Consider the following 15,864-nt stretch of genomic DNA (forward strand, 5'->3'; position numbering starts at 1 on the left):
ATAGACTAGTTCTGCTGTGCCTACGGCAAGACCCCAACAAGTGCTTCTTTCCTCTTTCTATTTGTTTATTCGCTGTTTTTATATGATAATAGGAACATTAGATAAAAAGGAGCGATAACCGAATGAACAAAGAACTTATAAAGCAAGACTTTTTTGAAGCTGTGAATGAAGAATGGCTAAAAACAGCCAAGATCCCCGCTGATAAACCAGCCACTGGCGGTTTCCAGGACTTAGTTGACGGTATCGATGATCTTTTGATGACAGATATTGATCATATGCTGGCTGAACCTGATAAAGTCCAATCAGATATGATGCGTCACTTTCTTCATTTTTATCAATTAGCTAATGATTATGATCGAAGAAACCAGTTAGCTGCTAAACCGTTGCTTCCTTTAATTGAACGAATTGAAAAAATCGAATCTTTTGAAGACTTGAACCAACAATTTCCTACTTGGACATTGGATAGTTTACCTTTACCGTTTAGCTTAGATGTCGATGCGGATATGAAAAATGCACAAACAAACGCATTATTTGCTTATCCCCCTTCATTATTTTTACCTGACAAAACTTACTATACTGCAGAACATCCAAATGGTGCGCAACTATTAGGCGTTTTCTTTGATATGATGGTCCAACTCGTTGAATTAACCGGAAAAGAAAAAAGCCAAGCAGAGGCAATCGTTGAACAAGCCATCCAATTTGATCGATTGGTTGCGCCTCATGTTAAAAGTGCGGAAGAAAAAGCGGATTACAGCAAAATGTACAATCCCCGGTCATTTGACACCTTCATCCACTATACCGATAAACTGGATCTGGAAAAGTTGACAGTGGGATTGATTGGTACCACACCGGATAAAGTAATCGTGACGGATCCTGTTTATTTTGAACAGTTAGGCGAACTACTAACCACAGAACATTTTCAATTGATCAAAAGCTGGATGATCGTCCGAACGATTCGTTCGTTGAGTAGTTATCTATCAGAAGACTTTAGACAAATCAGCGGAATCTTCTCACGGACACTCTCAGGCACAGATGAAGCCATGCCGCAGAAAAAAGCTGCCTATTACTTAGCTTCAGGTCAATTTGACCAAGTCGTTGGCGATTATTATGGCAAAAAATACTTTGGTGAAGCGGCCAAAAAAGATGTTGAGCATATGATCGAAAAAATGATCTCTGTCTATAAAGATCGTTTAGAAAAAAACAACTGGTTAAGCGATACTACTCGAAAAAAAGCGATCATCAAATTAGATAAACTAGGAGTTCAGGTCGGCTATCCAGACCAAATCCCTTCGTTATATACGAAGTACCAAACAGTGACACAAGAAGAAGGCGGAACCTTGCTTTCCAACGCTTTAGCCTTCAGCAAAATCGAATTGAAAGAACGTTTTGGTCGCTGGAATCAACCTGTTGATCGGACGGAATGGGAAATGAGTGCTGATACAGTCAACGCCTATTACCATCCTTTCAGAAATGTCATTGTTTTTCCAGCTGCTATTTTACAAGCACCATTTTACAGTTTAGAACAATCAAGTTCAGCAAACTACGGTGGGATCGGCGCTGTCATCGCCCATGAAATCTCTCATGCCTTCGATAATAATGGTGCCTTATTCGATGAATATGGTAATTTAAATAACTGGTGGACGGAAGAAGATCTAGCGCACTTCCAAGAAAAAGCCCAAGCAATGATCGAAGAATTTGATGGCTTATCATTTGCTGATGGTACTGTTAATGGTAAGCTTACTGTTTCAGAAAATATCGCAGATGCGGGCGGTCTAAGTTGTGCTTTAGAAGCAGCAAAAACCGAAGCAGATCACTCACTAGCAGACTTTTTCGTCAGCTGGGCGACGATTTGGCGGACAAAAGCAAAAAAAGAATACCAACAATTGTTGTTACAAATCGACGTTCATGCCCCTGCTAAATTACGTGCCAATATCCAACCCCAAAACTTGATGGAATTTTATGACACATTTGCGATCACTGAAAAAGACGCGATGTATCTTCCACCTGAAAAACGAGTGCATATCTGGTAATACAGTTAAAAAACGCTCCAATGGCAATAAGAAAATTTTTTGAAACAACCTCTCATATAAAAAAATTGACTTATTTCAAGGAGCGGTTGTTTGAACACTATTTTTCTCTTTACGAGGGACTGAGACAAAATGGTTGGCTCCCCGTCAAGTGGACACGGAAATATAATAAAATTTTTAGAGAGCTGTTTGCTAATTTTGTGGCAAACAGTTCTTTTGTTTTTCATTGTTTAAACCTCGGCTGCGCTTGGTTGGCGTATCCCTCAGATGTGCGAAACAAAGGACATTTCACCCATCTAAGAGATACGATTATTACGCTGCCATTAAAAGCTGTTGGTGAACTTGTAATGGCGTTTTGGATTTCAAGCATCGTTGATAACGGCCATTGTTATAGTAGTTGATGTAATCTTCGATCATCGATACGAGATCTTCGCGTCTTGTAAATTTACGACGATAGTATTTTTCACGTTTCAATGTTCCCCAGAACCCTTCCATTGGCCCATTATCAATACAATGGGCTACACGAGACATGCTTTGTTTCATCCCTTGATTTTTGATTTTATTTCTCATGTTTTTACTGGTGTACTGAAACCCTCGATCGCTATGGAATAGCGGATGAGCCACAGGTTCAAGTCGAATTGCTTCGTCAAAGGTATCAAAAACCAACTTATTATCATTTCTATCGCTAATGACGAAAGAAACAATACGCCGATCTGCTAAGTCTAGAATGGCACTAAGATAAATTTTTTTTACTTGGTTTCCTAGAGTGTACTTGAATTCACTGATATCAGTTAGCCATTTTTCATTTGGTTTATCTGCATGGAAATTTCTATTTAGATAGTTCTTGGCAATATGATAAGGATTATTGGACGCTTTAGTAATTCCGCTTGGCTGGTGTTTGACGGTAGATTTAATTTGAAGACTACGACAAATCCGCAAGACTCTTTTGTCATTGACGTGCAAACCAAAGTTTTGAACCAAATCGTCACGGATTCTCCGATACCCCTTGTCGTTATCTGCTTCATAGATGTATCTTATTAGGTCTGCCAGGTGCTCGTTAAAGATAGTTTGAGCTGATTTTGGTTGCTTTAACCAACGGTAATACGCTGATCTGGAGACGTGTAAAAAATCACACATTAATTTTATCGAATAATTTTTGAGATCATGGAGTTCCTTAATTGCTTGGTATTCAAAGATATGACGGATGAGGTCTAGTCCCACTTCCTTTCTAACTCCCTGACTTTTTTTAAGAGGTCATTTTCCATTTCTAACAGTTTAATTTTGCGTTCTTGTTCAGCCAGTCGATCACGCATTTCTTCTTCTGGTGTCCGACTGGGTTCTGTTCCAGCTCGATGTCCTCGACGATCTTTTAAGCCGGCTTCGCCCATTTCCTTATATTTTAGTACCCAATTACGTACTTGTTGGTACGATACCTGATACTTGATAGCCGTTTTGCCATAGTTATGATCATGCACAATACAATAGTGGACAATTTCCACCCGTTCTTTGAAGGTTGTTTTTCTTGATTGACTCATTTGACTTCCACCGCTTTCTGTTTTGAAGTTTCCATGAGTATTATATATCTTTATCCAATTTCGTAGTTGTTTAGACTGTCTTAGTCCGTATTTCTTAGTAATTTCCGACAGACTCCCTAAACCATTTAGGTAATCATTTACAGCCTGAATCTTTGTTTCAATCGTATAGTGTGTATTCTTTCGTCTTGCTAATAAGCCAGTAGGCCCCTCATTCTCATAAAGCATAACCCAGTTACTTAAAGCAGCCCAACTAATGCCTGCAGTGCGAGCTAGGCTGGTCATACTGTCTTCACCATTCAAATAGCTTTCTACTAGTTCTACTCGTTTTTCTGGAGTGAGTTTCATCTTTCTTTTCGGCATACAAAATCCCCCCTATACAGGACTTTTATATTTCAGTGTCCTATATAGGGGGAGCATATCAAAAGTTGTCTCAGTCTTTTCTAGTATCTCTAAAAACGGATAAACGGCGTTCAAGAAGCAAATCCTCAACAATAAGCCTGAATTTTTCAAAACATGAGGAGCTGTTTCAAAAAATTCTTTCTTATTGTCATCAGAGCTACCCGATGTTTTCACGACCTCTGATTCACGGTGTTCAAAGAGCTGATCTTCGGCGATAAGTCAAAAAATCTCAAAACATGGGAAGCTGTTTCGAGATTTCCATCCTTAATGCTCCTGCGATTACTCGTCGCAGTTTTTACTTGGTGAGCGCTCAGGTCAAAACACTCTTTTCACGACCTCTTGTTCACGGTGAGACAAAAGTAGCATCTTCGGAAAATTTGTCGAAATTTACCAAAAATTTGAGAAGCACCAAGTAGGTAACAATCAACATCAAAAACGAGTTTTTGTGTTTCTTGTCAATTTTCGGAAATTCCTTCTTATTTCTTGATGCTGAACACTTTTGTCTCAACCTCTCTTAATATTATCATTTACTTTTCTACCAAGCTCATTTTGACTACCCACAAACCAACTCCACTTAATAAAGAAAAATAAATCCTTCCATCTTCCTTCACTGTTCTCTACTGTTATCTACCCTTTCCGACCATAAATAGTCATAAAACTGCATCATTTCATTTACCTCTTTATTTTCGTTAACCTTTGTAATAAAATTAGTTAACGAAAGTAAAGAGGTGTTTTTATGGAAAATCTATTCGAACCTTGTGTTCCGCTAACAAAAACAACATGTCTGGAGATACTAAAAGACAAAACTAATTTATGGGGGTATTATGCACAAGCCCTTCAGCTCAAAACAAACAAGTCACAAAATATCATCCGTCTGAATACATTGCTGAATGCTAAGAGCGGCTTGTGTAGAGAAGATTGTGGTTATTGTGCGCAATCAAAAAAAAGTTCTGCAACGATTGAAACATATGGATTATTACCCAAAAAAGAAATCATTCGTAAAGCGTTGATTGCTAAAAAGAATCATTCCAGTGTGTTTTGCATTGCGTTAAGCGGAACACGCCCATCAAAAAAAGAAATCCACCTTTTAGGTGAGGCAATTCAAACGATCAAAAGCATAATGTCGATTGAGATTTGTTTATCCATTGGCTTAGTTACTGAGGAACAAATTGATTATTTAAAATCGTGTGGAGTAGATCGGTTGAATCATAATCTTAATACTAGTCGAGATAATTACCCAAACATCACAACGACCCATTCCTATGATGATCGGTTAGAAACATTAAACAAACTTCGTCAGCACAAAATGAATATTTGCTCTGGTTTTATTTGTGGCATGGGAGAAACAGATGAACAATTAGTCGATCTGGCTTTTGACTTAAAAGATCAAGAGCCTTATTCCGTTCCAGTCAATTTTTTACTTCCAATTGCTGGAACAATGTTTGAGGAACACAATGAATTAACCCCTATGAAATGTTTAAAAATCTTAACCATGCTGAGGTTACTATTCCCTACTACAGAACTTAGGGTAAGTGCAGGAAGAGAGTTTCATTTAGGAGAACTCCAACCATTTGCTTTATTGATCGTGGATTCTATTTTTTTAGGCAACTATTTGACAGAGAAAGGAGCACCTATTTCTGAAGATCAAAAAATGCTTGATCGTTTAGGTTTAGTTGTGGCTGGTGTCTGTGATGAAGAATAATTATATTATTTGCGGGATTCATACCGATTGTGGAAAATCAGTGATCAGTGTCTTACTCTATGAATATTTACGTGATCTGACAAATCAGGAACCGTTACTCGTGAAACCGATCCAAACAGGACCGTTTCCTGATACAGATTTTTATCAAGCATGCCATATTGAGAAACAAAATATTGTTCATTTCTATTCAATGTCATTAGAAGCTTCTCCACATATCGCTAGCAGAAAAGAGCATCAATGGATCGATCTACTTGTCTTGAAGGAAAAAGCAAATGTTGTCTTGAAAAAAAATCGACCCACGATTTTTGAATTAGCAGGGGGTCTGCTTTCTCCCATTAATGACTCGCAAACCATGTTAGACATGATCAAACTTTTGCAATTACCGGTTATTCTCGTTTCGGATAATTATTTAGGTGCAATCAATCATACGTTGCTAACGACTAGTTTATTACAAAGCGAAAACATTCCAATAGCAGGTCTGGTTTTTAATTCAAGTAAAGCAAATGAAAAGAATGACATGGAAGATTTAAGCCAATGGATGACAGATAAGACAGGAATCACACAAATTGGCAAATTACCCTATTTAGAGGATTTAACTCATTGGTTAAAATCGAGAACAAAAAAAAGAGAACTTAGTAAGGAGTGGCATTTAAATGTATACAAATAGGCGAGATATCACCATGATGGCGATGATGATGGCCTTATTGATCATCACAGCAAAACTAGTGATTCCGTTACCACTATTCGATTATTTATCTTTACAAATTATAACGATTTATCTGATTTATCCTTTATTAGGAACAAAATACGGGCTCATTGTCACATTCAGTTATTTGATCCTAGGGCTCATTGGATTACCGATTTTCGCTAGTGGCGGAGGTATTTTTTATATTTTTAAACCTAGTTTTGGCTTTCTACTATCTTTTGCAACTTTCCCACTGATTCAAGCTACACTGTCAAAATTGTTCTGGCGCAGAAAATGGCTCCCATTAAAAAAAATCCTGATCATTAACTATTCAGGATTACTTTATCTCTATTTAATCGGTCTGTTGTATAAATGCTTGATTTTATTCTTTTACCTTAAAGAAACGAATGTTCTTTACAGTGTGCTAGCAGTTTCCACATTGATTGATTTAAGTTGCGATATCTTACTTGTGTTCGTAGCTAGTTTGCTTACCTATAAGTTATTGCCACTCATTCATAAGCACAAACTAGCAAACCAACTCTTTATCTCCTAATAAAAGCCGCTATTTCAGCGATTGGAAAAGAATCGAACCATCGGCTTAAAATGGATACTGATTGATTGACTTAAAAAATCTTACAAAATTATGAAAGAAAATAAACCGAAGAAGAGGTTGAGACAACTTTGTCCCAGTCCCCCTTCGGTTTATTTTTCCGTATTGACTTACTCTATCGTACGACAGAACGATCTGGTTACTTCATGAACCAGTTAGGCCCACAAATCATTAACAAGCTTATTATATATTTACTTGATCAACGTTGCCCCGAGGACTGTTTCAAAATGACGTAGTGCCCAGTCATGACCGACTGGATCAAAGCTAGCTACAGCATCTTCAAAAATAAACAGTTGATAGCCTAAATTATATGCATCAACAGCTGTGTGCAACACACAAATGTCCGTACATACGCCAGTCAAATAGAGTTCAGTGATCCCCCGCTCACGGAGCCGAATATCTAGATCTGTTCCACTAAAAGCAGAGTAATGCCGCTTATCAATCCAATAGACATTGGCTTGTTCTTGGGCGTTTTCGTAAACAGCTTGTAGCGAACCATAAAGGGCACGACCATTGGTGCCAATCACGTTATGCGGAGGAAATAGTTTATTTTCAGGATGGAAGTTATCCGATGGGTCATGCGCATCAATCGCAAACACCACAAAGTCTCCCTCTTCGATAAACTTTTTCGTGTGAGTCGTCATTGCTTGTTCAATCACTTGCCCAGCTTTACCTGTCGTTAATTTCCCGTCATCTGCCACAAAATCATACGTGTAATCAATCGAGATCAATGCTTTCATTAATGGGCTCCTTATACAAGATGTTTGACAAATTCGATTACCATCTCAGCAGAACGTTTCCCTGCATCTTCAATAAACTCATCAAAGGTTTGTGTCGCTGCATGATCAGCAGTATCACTCATCGCACGAACGATCAAGAAAGGAATATTGAACTGACGAGCCGTTTGTCCAACAGCCGCTCCTTCCATTTCACAAGCCAACGCATCTGGAAAGTTTGTTAAAATCTCTTCTACTTTTTCGGAAGAATCAACAAACGTATCTCCAGTAACGATCAAGCCTTCTTTCACATTCAGATCTATCGCTTTGGCTGCTCTTGCCATCTCTGTGCGAAGATACGTACTTGCTTCATAATAAAGCGGCATCCCTGGTATTTGTCCTGGCTTATAGCCAAATCCGGTTGCATCTGCATCGAAATAAGCTACTTTATCAGAGATTACGATATCGCCTACTTGTAGCCCTTGTCCGATACCACCCGCTGAACCTGTATTGATGACCATATTTACACCATATTGTTGGATCAATAAACTAGTAGTGACTGATGCCAAAACTTTACCGATCCCTGAACGAACCACAATTACTTCATGTCTTCCTAAAGAGCCTGAAATGAACAATGCTCCTGCTCGTTCCCATGACAAGGGTTCACTTAGCTTTTCTCTTAAAATTTTGATTTCTTCTTCCATTGCACCGATAATACCGATTTTCATAGCTTTTTCCTTCTTTCTAAATAAATGCGACCGCAAAAAATACGACACACAATAATAGAATAACAATAATCAAGGATTTCATCAAAAATGAATTCCACTTCGTCGTTTTTTCACGTTCACCGATTCTTGTTTTTGTGATAGGTTTGTTCCGTTTTTGTTCCTTTCGATAAAAACTAGCAATTTTCTTTTCTTCTTGCTGATAAGCAGCCTCTTCTTTTCTTTGCCGTTTTAATGACTCTTGGGCTTGCGCCTGCTGTCGTTTACGTAATTCACTTCTCGTAATCAGCGGTCCTTTGGCCATCAGCCGATCCCTCTACTTTCCTTTAATCAATAGCTCCCAATATTGGATCGCATACATGGTTTTCGCATCACAGATCAGTTGATCATCTATTGCTTGTTTAGCTTCTGCGAAAGTCAGTGCATATAATTCAAGCACCTCATCTTCATCTTGAGCCAACGGATTCTCTACTTTCTGTAAATCAATCGCATGATAAATATGCATGATCTCATTTGCAAATCCTGGTGAAAGATACATAGATGAAACATGTTTGAGCTTTCCTGCCCGATACCCAGTCTCTTCTTCCAGTTCTCTTGCAGCGGTACGTTCCGGTGTTTGGCTTTCTTCTGGATCGATTTTCCCAGCAGGGATCTCCAAAATCACTTTTTCTAATGGTTTCCGAAACTGTTTCACTAATAATAAACGATCCTGATCATCAAATGCGATGATCCCTACACCACCCGGATGAAACACTAATTCACGTTTGGCAAGTTTCCCATCTGGCAGGCGGACGTCATCTACTGCAACATCGATGATTGCTCCGTGATAGATTTCTTTTCGTTCGATCGTTTTTTCTTCAAATTGCTCATATTCAAGCATCTTTCTCCCACTTTCTTTGTAATAATACCCGCTTTTCGTTTACTTTTCAATTTTTCTAGAGTTTTCTTTTAGTTTACCATAACTAAACCTTAGAAATTCTCTAAATCTACAAAATCCTCCTTTAGTCCCATACTCTTTCTTAGGTTGAGTGTGCTAAAATAAGGGTGGAAATGAGAACAACGCTTCATTACTTAAAATGGATGGAATATATATGGAGGGCTTATTATGCGAAAATTAAATTGGCGATGGATCTTAGGTCTATTGTTGGTGTTTCTTTTGATTCGTCAAGGTCACTTTTCTTTAGTAACAGTCATTTTGATTATCGGCGCAGCTTTAGTGATTTGGGGAATCTTTGGCTCTGGCAAGAAAAAATCAGCAAAAAATGAAATGCCCGATTTATCTGATGAACTTGAATCACATTATACAAAAAGCGGGATGACACCTAGTGAGATTACTTTCTTTAGACAGACAATGAATCAAACGAAAGTCGAAATTGAACAATTGCAACAAAACATGCAACAAACAGCCAAACTAAAAGCTGTCGATCTTCGTCACGATACAGTGAAGGCGGCCAAAGCACTCTTCAAAGCATTGGTGAAAGAGCCCAACCGATTACACGAAGCAAGTCAATTTCTTTATACTCACTTACCAAACTTAGTCGATTTGACCAATAAATATATTGAGATCAACGACCATGAAATCAAAAACAAACAGACTTATGAAAAGTTAGAAGAAAGTTCACAAATCATTGATCAACTAGCACATCTGATCGCTCAAGACTATCAACAATTTGTCTCTGAAGATTTAGATGATCTAGATGTAGAAATATCAGTTGCGAAACAAAGCTTAAAACGAGAGAATCTATCTGATGATAACAATCAATCTCAATGATCGGTTAATAGAATCATAAAGGAGTGTTTTGTTTCTTAGACACTCCTTTTGCTTATCCTTTCTTTTGTTTATCCTTTATAATAGATGAATAAGATGAACAACTGTTTTTTTACAAAAATGATAACATTGAACCTATCGCATCACATTGAACCACGAGGAGGAGTTTTAAATGGATAATAAACCTAAAGAGGTAACACCTGTAAATGACACGTTAGATGATTTGTTAAATAATCCGTTCTCTACCCCAACAGATAAATTAACCCAAACACAACAGTCAGAAATCAATGCTTTGCAAGAACAACAAACCGCTGCACGCTTGATTGATAAACTACCTGCTGAACGACAAGAGCAAGCCAAAGAGCTAGCAGCTAAAATCGATGTTTCAGATGCACAGTCGGTGATCAGCTACGGTTCTGCTGCACAAACGAAGTTAAGTGAATTTTCACAATCCATGTTAAATCATGTACAGGCACAAGATATTGGTCCTGTCGGAGATTCATTGACTGAATTGATGTATCGTCTGCAAGAAGCAAATCCTGATGAATTGCGAGCTGGCGAAGGCAATATTTTCCAACGGATGTTTGGCAAAGTAAAACAATCGATCTATGAAGTGACTGCAAAATATCAAAAGATCGGTGCCCAAATCGATAAAATCTCTGTTAAACTAGAAAAAGAAAAAGACGGGCTTTTAAAAGATAATTTGATGCTCGAACAACTCTATCAAAAAAACAAAGATTATTTTGATGCACTGAATATTTATATCGCAGCTGGCGAATTGAAAATGGAAGAACTTCAAACAACGATCATTCCTAAAGCAATGAAAAAAGCCGAAGAAACAGGCGATCAAATGGATGTTCAAATTGCAAATGATTATACTCAATTTCTAGATCGTTTGGACAAACGAACACATGATTTACGTTTGGCAAGACAGATCACTATCCAGCAAGCACCACAGATCCGTTTAATCCAAAATACTAACCAAGCGTTAGCAGAAAAAATCCAAGCATCAATCGCAACAGCGATCCCTCTATGGAAAAACCAAGTAGTGATCGCCTTGACGTTACTTCGCCAAAAAGATGCGGTAACCGCCCAACGTCAAGTTTCTGAGACAACTAATGACCTTTTGAAGAAAAATTCAGAAATGTTGAAAATCTCTGCTATTGAAACAGCAAAAGAAAATGAACGTGGGATCGTTGATATTGAAACCTTACAAACAACTCAAAATGATTTGATCGAAACGATCCAAGAAACATTACGCATCCAAAAAGAAGGAAAAGAAAAACGTCGTCATGCAGAAGTCGAACTTGGTCATATGGAAGACGACTTGAAACAAAAATTACTCGATTTAACACAATAAGACTATTTTGCATGGATCAATCAAAAAAGGCTCTATACTTTTTGATGTTGGTGAAATTCGCCAACATCTTTTTTATGCTTTAAAAGGATAGAAAAGACACCTCGAAATCCTTCAAAATGAATTTGGCTAACCAATTCATCGAAGGACTCAAGATGTCTTACACTCGTCTTATCAAATTACGCTATAGGTTCTAAACCTAGGTCGTTTGAAAAGCACGAATCATCAATTTTGTTGATTCATTTTACTATGTTGGTACCCATAACCAAAGTAAATCACTAATCCAATCGCCATCACGATACCGAAGACGATCCATGTGACTGGTTGTAAACGAAGCATCAATACCAAGCATGTACCGATAGATATGATCGGTAATATCGGTACAAATGGCACTTTAAATTCACCGGCTTTTGGTTTACCAAACATTTTTCTTAGTTTAAGTAATCCTAAGCTGACTAACATCAAATAGGTCAACGCCATGATGTTTGTTAGTTCAGCGAGAATATTCAATGGGAAGAAACCAGCGAAAAATAAAGCCGCTACCCCAGCTACAAAAGTCGCCTTTCTAGGCGTCCGATGCTTTTCATCGATCTCTGTCATAAATTTAGGTAAAAGACCGTCTTTACTTACAGCAAACAATAACCGAGCTAGCGAATACATCATAGAAATCGTTACGGTCAAGAGCGTCAAAATGGCACCGACTGCAATCACAGCTCCGATTGTTCCATGACCAACGTAACGCATCGCAAAGGCAACTGGGTCACTGACCCCTAATTCAGTAAACGGAACAATCCCCGTTAAAATCAAGGTAACTACGATGTATAAAGCTGTGGCAATCAAGATCGAACCAATGATCCCTCGAGGAACGTCCTTTTGTGGCTCTTTCACTTCTTCGGCTGCCATTGCAACTGAATCAAATCCCAAGAAAGCGAAGAAGACTAGAGCTGCTCCATCTAAAACGCCTGAAAAACCAAATGGTGTAAATGGTTGCCAGTTTTCAGGTTTTACAAAGAAAATCCCTACAACGATAAATAATGCAATAATACCGAATTTCACAAAAACCATGATATTATTCAATCTTAATGCTTTTTTGGCTTCTAAAGAAACGATGTATGTCACAAATATGACAACGAACACTGCGATCAAATCGACATAGGTGCCATTGTCAGGATTATAACCACTGGTCAAGGCTTGTGGTAAATGGACTCCAAATCCTTCCAAGAACCCTTGAACATAACCAGACCAGCCGGAAGCAACCGACGAAACTGCTAATAGAAATTCGCCAATCAACAACCAACCTGTTAACCAGGCGGCAAATTCACCAAAAACAACATAAAGATACGCATACGGGCCACCAATGACTGGCACACGTGAGGCAAACTCAGCAAAGCTTAACCCCGATAAAATGACAACGATTGCAGCTAAAACGAATGAAAGTGACAGTGCTGGACCCGCATTTTGATTGGCCGCAACCCCTGTCACTACAAATATTCCTGTGCCGATAATTGCGCCAATTCCAAGCATAATTAAATCGGACGTTTTCAGATCTTTCTTCATCCCACTTGTGTGGTTGAGATTGATTTCTTTCTTACGAAACAAATCCATGGCAGTACCTCCCTATTTTAGGTTGGAAAACGGCCATTAAGCCGTTTTCATATACCCTAAAATGATACCACCTAAAATGACTAAAAGGCAACCGACAATAACGTAAACAAGTTCTTTTTTCGTTTTCTTTTCTCCCAAAATGAAAATACCACCTAAAGTTGAGATGATAATCCCCATCTGTGATAATGAAAATCCAACAGCTAAACCAAGTGATTTAACAGTTAAGAGCATGCACACGTTCCCAATTCCCCATAGCAAACCACAAATCATGTTCTTCCAAACAAATTGATCCACTTTCACTTTACGAAAGGCAAAGAAACTTGCACCTAAGATCATTCCGATACTTTGAGGTAAGATGATTGACATCGCATCCAAGTTAGCCCAGTTCACAATGATCGTATAAACACCATAACCAATCGTTGAATAGATCAATGCTCTAAACCCTTTACCAAAATCAAGCATTTTATTGTCAGTATCAACTTTTCCTTCATCATCTTGGCGTGCTGTTAAATAGGCACCGCTAACAAGAAGTACTAAAGCTAGGATACCGTATACATAATCTTTCGTTTGTGTCCATTCATGAAAGAAAACGGCTCCCGCAATCGTATTCAAAATTAATTGAAAACCAGTCGATAAAGGCAAACCAACAGAAACGCCCATAAATTTCATTCCATGGAACTGTCCGTTTTGACCAACACTCCAAGCTAACCCAGAGAGGAATCCAATCAAGAAAATCCATGGTGTGATTGTTGGGCTAACGATGAAAAAGACAACTAATGAAAAGATAAATGCACCAATCGTCATCCCTAATGTCTGTTGATTGGCATCGCCACCAATTTTCCCGCTTACTAAACCAATACTTCCCCATGCTACCATAGGGATTAATGCTATTAAAATTTCCATAACTAATCTCCTTTTATTTCACATGATATGAAACTTATCAGCGAAAACGTTCACAACACAAGAAGTTTTTTTCGATTCTAACTATTTTCTAACGTTTCTCATTATAGAAATTTAAGATTGGGAAAAACAGGGTCATCGTTGTTCCCTCTCCTACAATTGATTCAGCAAGTAGTTGGATCCCAAGTTTTTCAGCTAAGGATTTAGCCAAATAAAGCCCTAAACCAGTAGAATGTGTTTTACTCAATCGTCCATTAGAACCTGTGAATCCTTTGTCAAAAATCCGCGACAAGTCTTCTTTAGGAATACCGATGCCCGAGTCTTTGATGGCTAAAGAGATCCCTTGTTGGTTCTTTTCGATCGAAATAATGATTTCTCGATGGTCAGGTGTATATTTAATCGCATTGCTCAAAATTTGTTTGAATATAAAAGCTACCCACTTGGCATCTGTTAAAACTCTTTGATCTTCTCCAATAATCTCATACCGAAGATTTTTTTGAATAAAGTAATTCGCCTGACTGCGTATCACTGGCTGAATGATGCTTTTTAATTCATACTCTTGGATTAAATAATCTCTCGAAAAACTATCCAACCGTGCATAATAAAGAACTTGTTCTACATATTCATCGATTTTGGCTAGTTCGTTTTCTAGTAGGGTATATTTTTGATCATCAATATCAAATTCAATCGAACGCACCAAGAGTTCAGAGGCTGCTAAAGGCACCTTGATTTCATGGACCCACGAATCAATGTAATCTTTTTGATCCTGTTGGTTACTAATCGCCTCTTGCATAACTTCTTGGTGCTCACGGATCAATTGATTGATATAATCTTCGACTAATTTTTCTTCTTCTGTATGACCGCCACTCAAATAACTTTGCAGCGGAGATATTTGTTTGAGATCGGCAAGTTTTTCCCACCAATGACGTTTGCTTAAATAACGGACAAGTAAATAAAAAAACAAAAATACGGCTTGAATAAGTGCCAGATAGCCAACCATCGTCCAGTCGACTAAAATATTAGGTGCTAACCACATGACAAAAATCGTTAGCAAGACAAAAAAGAGCCAGCCTAAGAGCAACGACCATTGATCCTTTAAGTATTTAAAGAAATTCATTATTTATTTTCATCCTTTCAGGGAACAATATAGCCCTGCCCGACTTTTGTTTCGATATATCCTTTGATCCCTGCTTGTTCGATTTTCCGACGTAAACGATTGATATTGACTGTCAATGTATTGTCATCAACAAACCGCTCATCATCCCATAATGCTCTCAATAACTTTTCTCTGCTAAGGATTTTCCCATGTTGCTTCATCAAGATAAATAGTAATCGATATTCGTTCTTACTTAAATCGATGATTTCACCGTTGATTTCCATACTCCCATTATCAACATTCAACGTGATCCCGTTATGACTCATGACTTCACTCGACAGTTCCCCATAATTGTATGAACGTCGCAATAAAGCATTGATTTTGGCAATCAGCACATCAATTTGAAAAGGCTTGGTGACAAAATCATCTGCGCCCATATTCATCGCCATGATCATATCCATATTGGTATTTCGACTGGAGATGAAAATAATCGGCACTTTGGAGACTTCTCGAATTTTTTGACACCAGTAGTAGCCATCAAAGACCGGAAGATTGATATCTAATAAAACAAGTTGAGGTTCTTCTTTTTCAAAGTCTGCAAATACTTGATTAAAATCAGAGGTACCGAACGTTTCAAACTGCCACTTTTCCAGTTCTTCCATGATGAGTTGGCGGATGATTTCTTCATCTTCTACAACCATAATTTTTGCCATCTTGTTGTCCTCCTACTTCTTTCTTG

16 protein-coding genes are annotated in these 15,864 nt (G+C 38.1%); 6 read left to right on the top strand and 10 right to left on the bottom strand.

What is annotated here, in order from left to right; all coding sequences use genetic code 11:
• The first annotated feature begins 122 nt into the window (after window positions 1–122).
• On the top strand, window positions 123–2,030 hold the full coding sequence (locus tag IGK81_RS10740; RefSeq protein WP_034700650.1) for a M13 family metallopeptidase: 1,908 nt from the start codon (window positions 123–125) through the stop codon (window positions 2,028–2,030).
• Between the two features lie 309 nt (window positions 2,031–2,339).
• On the opposite strand, the gene IGK81_RS10745 is transcribed toward IGK81_RS10740, so the two are convergent.
• Both IGK81_RS10745 and IGK81_RS10750 read right to left on the bottom strand, forming a co-directional pair.
• Entirely contained in the window at window positions 2,340–3,248 is a 909-nt protein-coding gene (locus IGK81_RS10745) for an IS3 family transposase (protein WP_197538272.1), read from the bottom strand.
• Window positions 3,239–3,922 carry a helix-turn-helix domain-containing protein gene (locus IGK81_RS10750; protein ID WP_034700759.1) on the bottom strand — a complete coding sequence of 228 codons (684 nt, stop codon included), beginning with the start codon at window positions 3,920–3,922 and terminating at the stop codon, window positions 3,239–3,241. The genes IGK81_RS10745 and IGK81_RS10750 overlap by 10 nt, the downstream gene beginning before the upstream one ends.
• 775 nt (window positions 3,923–4,697) lie before the next feature.
• Between IGK81_RS10750 and bioB the strand changes: the two genes are divergently transcribed.
• The 3 genes from bioB to IGK81_RS10765 are packed head-to-tail and all read left to right on the top strand — an operon-like array spanning window position 4,698 to window position 6,901.
• A complete protein-coding gene (gene bioB, locus IGK81_RS10755) occupies window positions 4,698–5,663 on the top strand; it encodes a biotin synthase BioB (protein WP_034699881.1) in 966 nt (321 codons plus the stop codon).
• Complete coding sequence (gene bioD, locus IGK81_RS10760; RefSeq protein WP_034699883.1) at window positions 5,653–6,330, top strand: dethiobiotin synthase; 678 nt, start codon at window positions 5,653–5,655, stop codon at window positions 6,328–6,330. Before bioB ends, bioD begins: the two co-directional genes overlap by 11 nt.
• Window positions 6,317–6,901: a biotin transporter BioY gene (locus IGK81_RS10765; protein WP_010737130.1), complete on the top strand. Its 585-nt coding sequence runs from the start codon at window positions 6,317–6,319 to the stop codon at window positions 6,899–6,901. Before bioD ends, IGK81_RS10765 begins: the two co-directional genes overlap by 14 nt.
• 248 nt (window positions 6,902–7,149) lie before the next feature.
• Here IGK81_RS10765 and IGK81_RS10770 read toward each other — a convergent pair whose 3' ends face one another.
• From IGK81_RS10770 to IGK81_RS10785, 4 genes are read right to left on the bottom strand one after another with little or no spacing between them, the layout of a single operon-like run.
• The gene (locus IGK81_RS10770; RefSeq protein ID WP_034699886.1) at window positions 7,150–7,698 is read right to left on the bottom strand and encodes a cysteine hydrolase family protein; all 549 of its coding nucleotides are present in this window, start codon (window positions 7,696–7,698) and stop codon (window positions 7,150–7,152) included.
• A gap of 11 nt (window positions 7,699–7,709) precedes the next feature.
• A complete protein-coding gene (locus IGK81_RS10775) occupies window positions 7,710–8,402 on the bottom strand; it encodes a 5'-methylthioadenosine/adenosylhomocysteine nucleosidase (RefSeq protein WP_010737128.1) in 693 nt (230 codons plus the stop codon).
• A 16-nt stretch (window positions 8,403–8,418) separates the two neighbouring features.
• Window positions 8,419–8,703, bottom strand: a complete 285-nt coding sequence (macP, locus tag IGK81_RS10780) for a cell wall synthase accessory phosphoprotein MacP (protein ID WP_010720826.1) — start codon at window positions 8,701–8,703, stop codon at window positions 8,419–8,421.
• A 12-nt stretch (window positions 8,704–8,715) separates the two neighbouring features.
• Window positions 8,716–9,279: an NUDIX hydrolase gene (locus tag IGK81_RS10785; RefSeq protein ID WP_010720827.1), complete on the bottom strand. Its 564-nt coding sequence runs from the start codon at window positions 9,277–9,279 to the stop codon at window positions 8,716–8,718.
• Window positions 9,280–9,504: 225 nt separating this feature from the next.
• Here IGK81_RS10785 and IGK81_RS10790 point away from each other — a divergent pair, with 225 nt between their 5' ends.
• A complete protein-coding gene (locus tag IGK81_RS10790) occupies window positions 9,505–10,170 on the top strand; it encodes a 5-bromo-4-chloroindolyl phosphate hydrolysis family protein (protein ID WP_010737126.1) in 666 nt (221 codons plus the stop codon).
• Window positions 10,171–10,339: 169 nt separating this feature from the next.
• On the top strand, window positions 10,340–11,527 hold the full coding sequence (locus tag IGK81_RS10795) for a toxic anion resistance protein (RefSeq protein ID WP_010720829.1): 1,188 nt from the start codon (window positions 10,340–10,342) through the stop codon (window positions 11,525–11,527).
• Window positions 11,528–11,749: 222 nt separating this feature from the next.
• Here the strand turns inward: IGK81_RS10795 and IGK81_RS10800 are convergent, their stop codons facing one another.
• The 4 genes from IGK81_RS10800 to sapR form a co-directional block, all read right to left on the bottom strand.
• Complete coding sequence (locus IGK81_RS10800) at window positions 11,750–13,129, bottom strand: APC family permease (RefSeq protein WP_010720830.1); 1,380 nt, start codon at window positions 13,127–13,129, stop codon at window positions 11,750–11,752.
• Between the two features lie 36 nt (window positions 13,130–13,165).
• Window positions 13,166–14,032 carry a GRP family sugar transporter gene (locus IGK81_RS10805; RefSeq protein ID WP_034699888.1) on the bottom strand — a complete coding sequence of 289 codons (867 nt, stop codon included), beginning with the start codon at window positions 14,030–14,032 and terminating at the stop codon, window positions 13,166–13,168.
• A gap of 88 nt (window positions 14,033–14,120) precedes the next feature.
• Entirely contained in the window at window positions 14,121–15,146 is a 1,026-nt protein-coding gene (gene sapS, locus IGK81_RS10810) for a two-component system sensor histidine kinase SapS (protein WP_010720832.1), read from the bottom strand.
• A gap of 17 nt (window positions 15,147–15,163) precedes the next feature.
• Window positions 15,164–15,838 (bottom strand): two-component system response regulator SapR, encoded by a 675-nt coding sequence (gene sapR, locus IGK81_RS10815; RefSeq protein WP_010720833.1) that lies wholly within the window; start codon window positions 15,836–15,838, stop codon window positions 15,164–15,166.
• Between the last annotated feature and the right edge of the window lie 26 nt (window positions 15,839–15,864).

The organism is Enterococcus sp. DIV0703, assembly GCF_051711065.1.
Classification (GTDB): Bacteria; Bacillota; Bacilli; order Lactobacillales; family Enterococcaceae; genus Enterococcus_B; species Enterococcus_B hirae.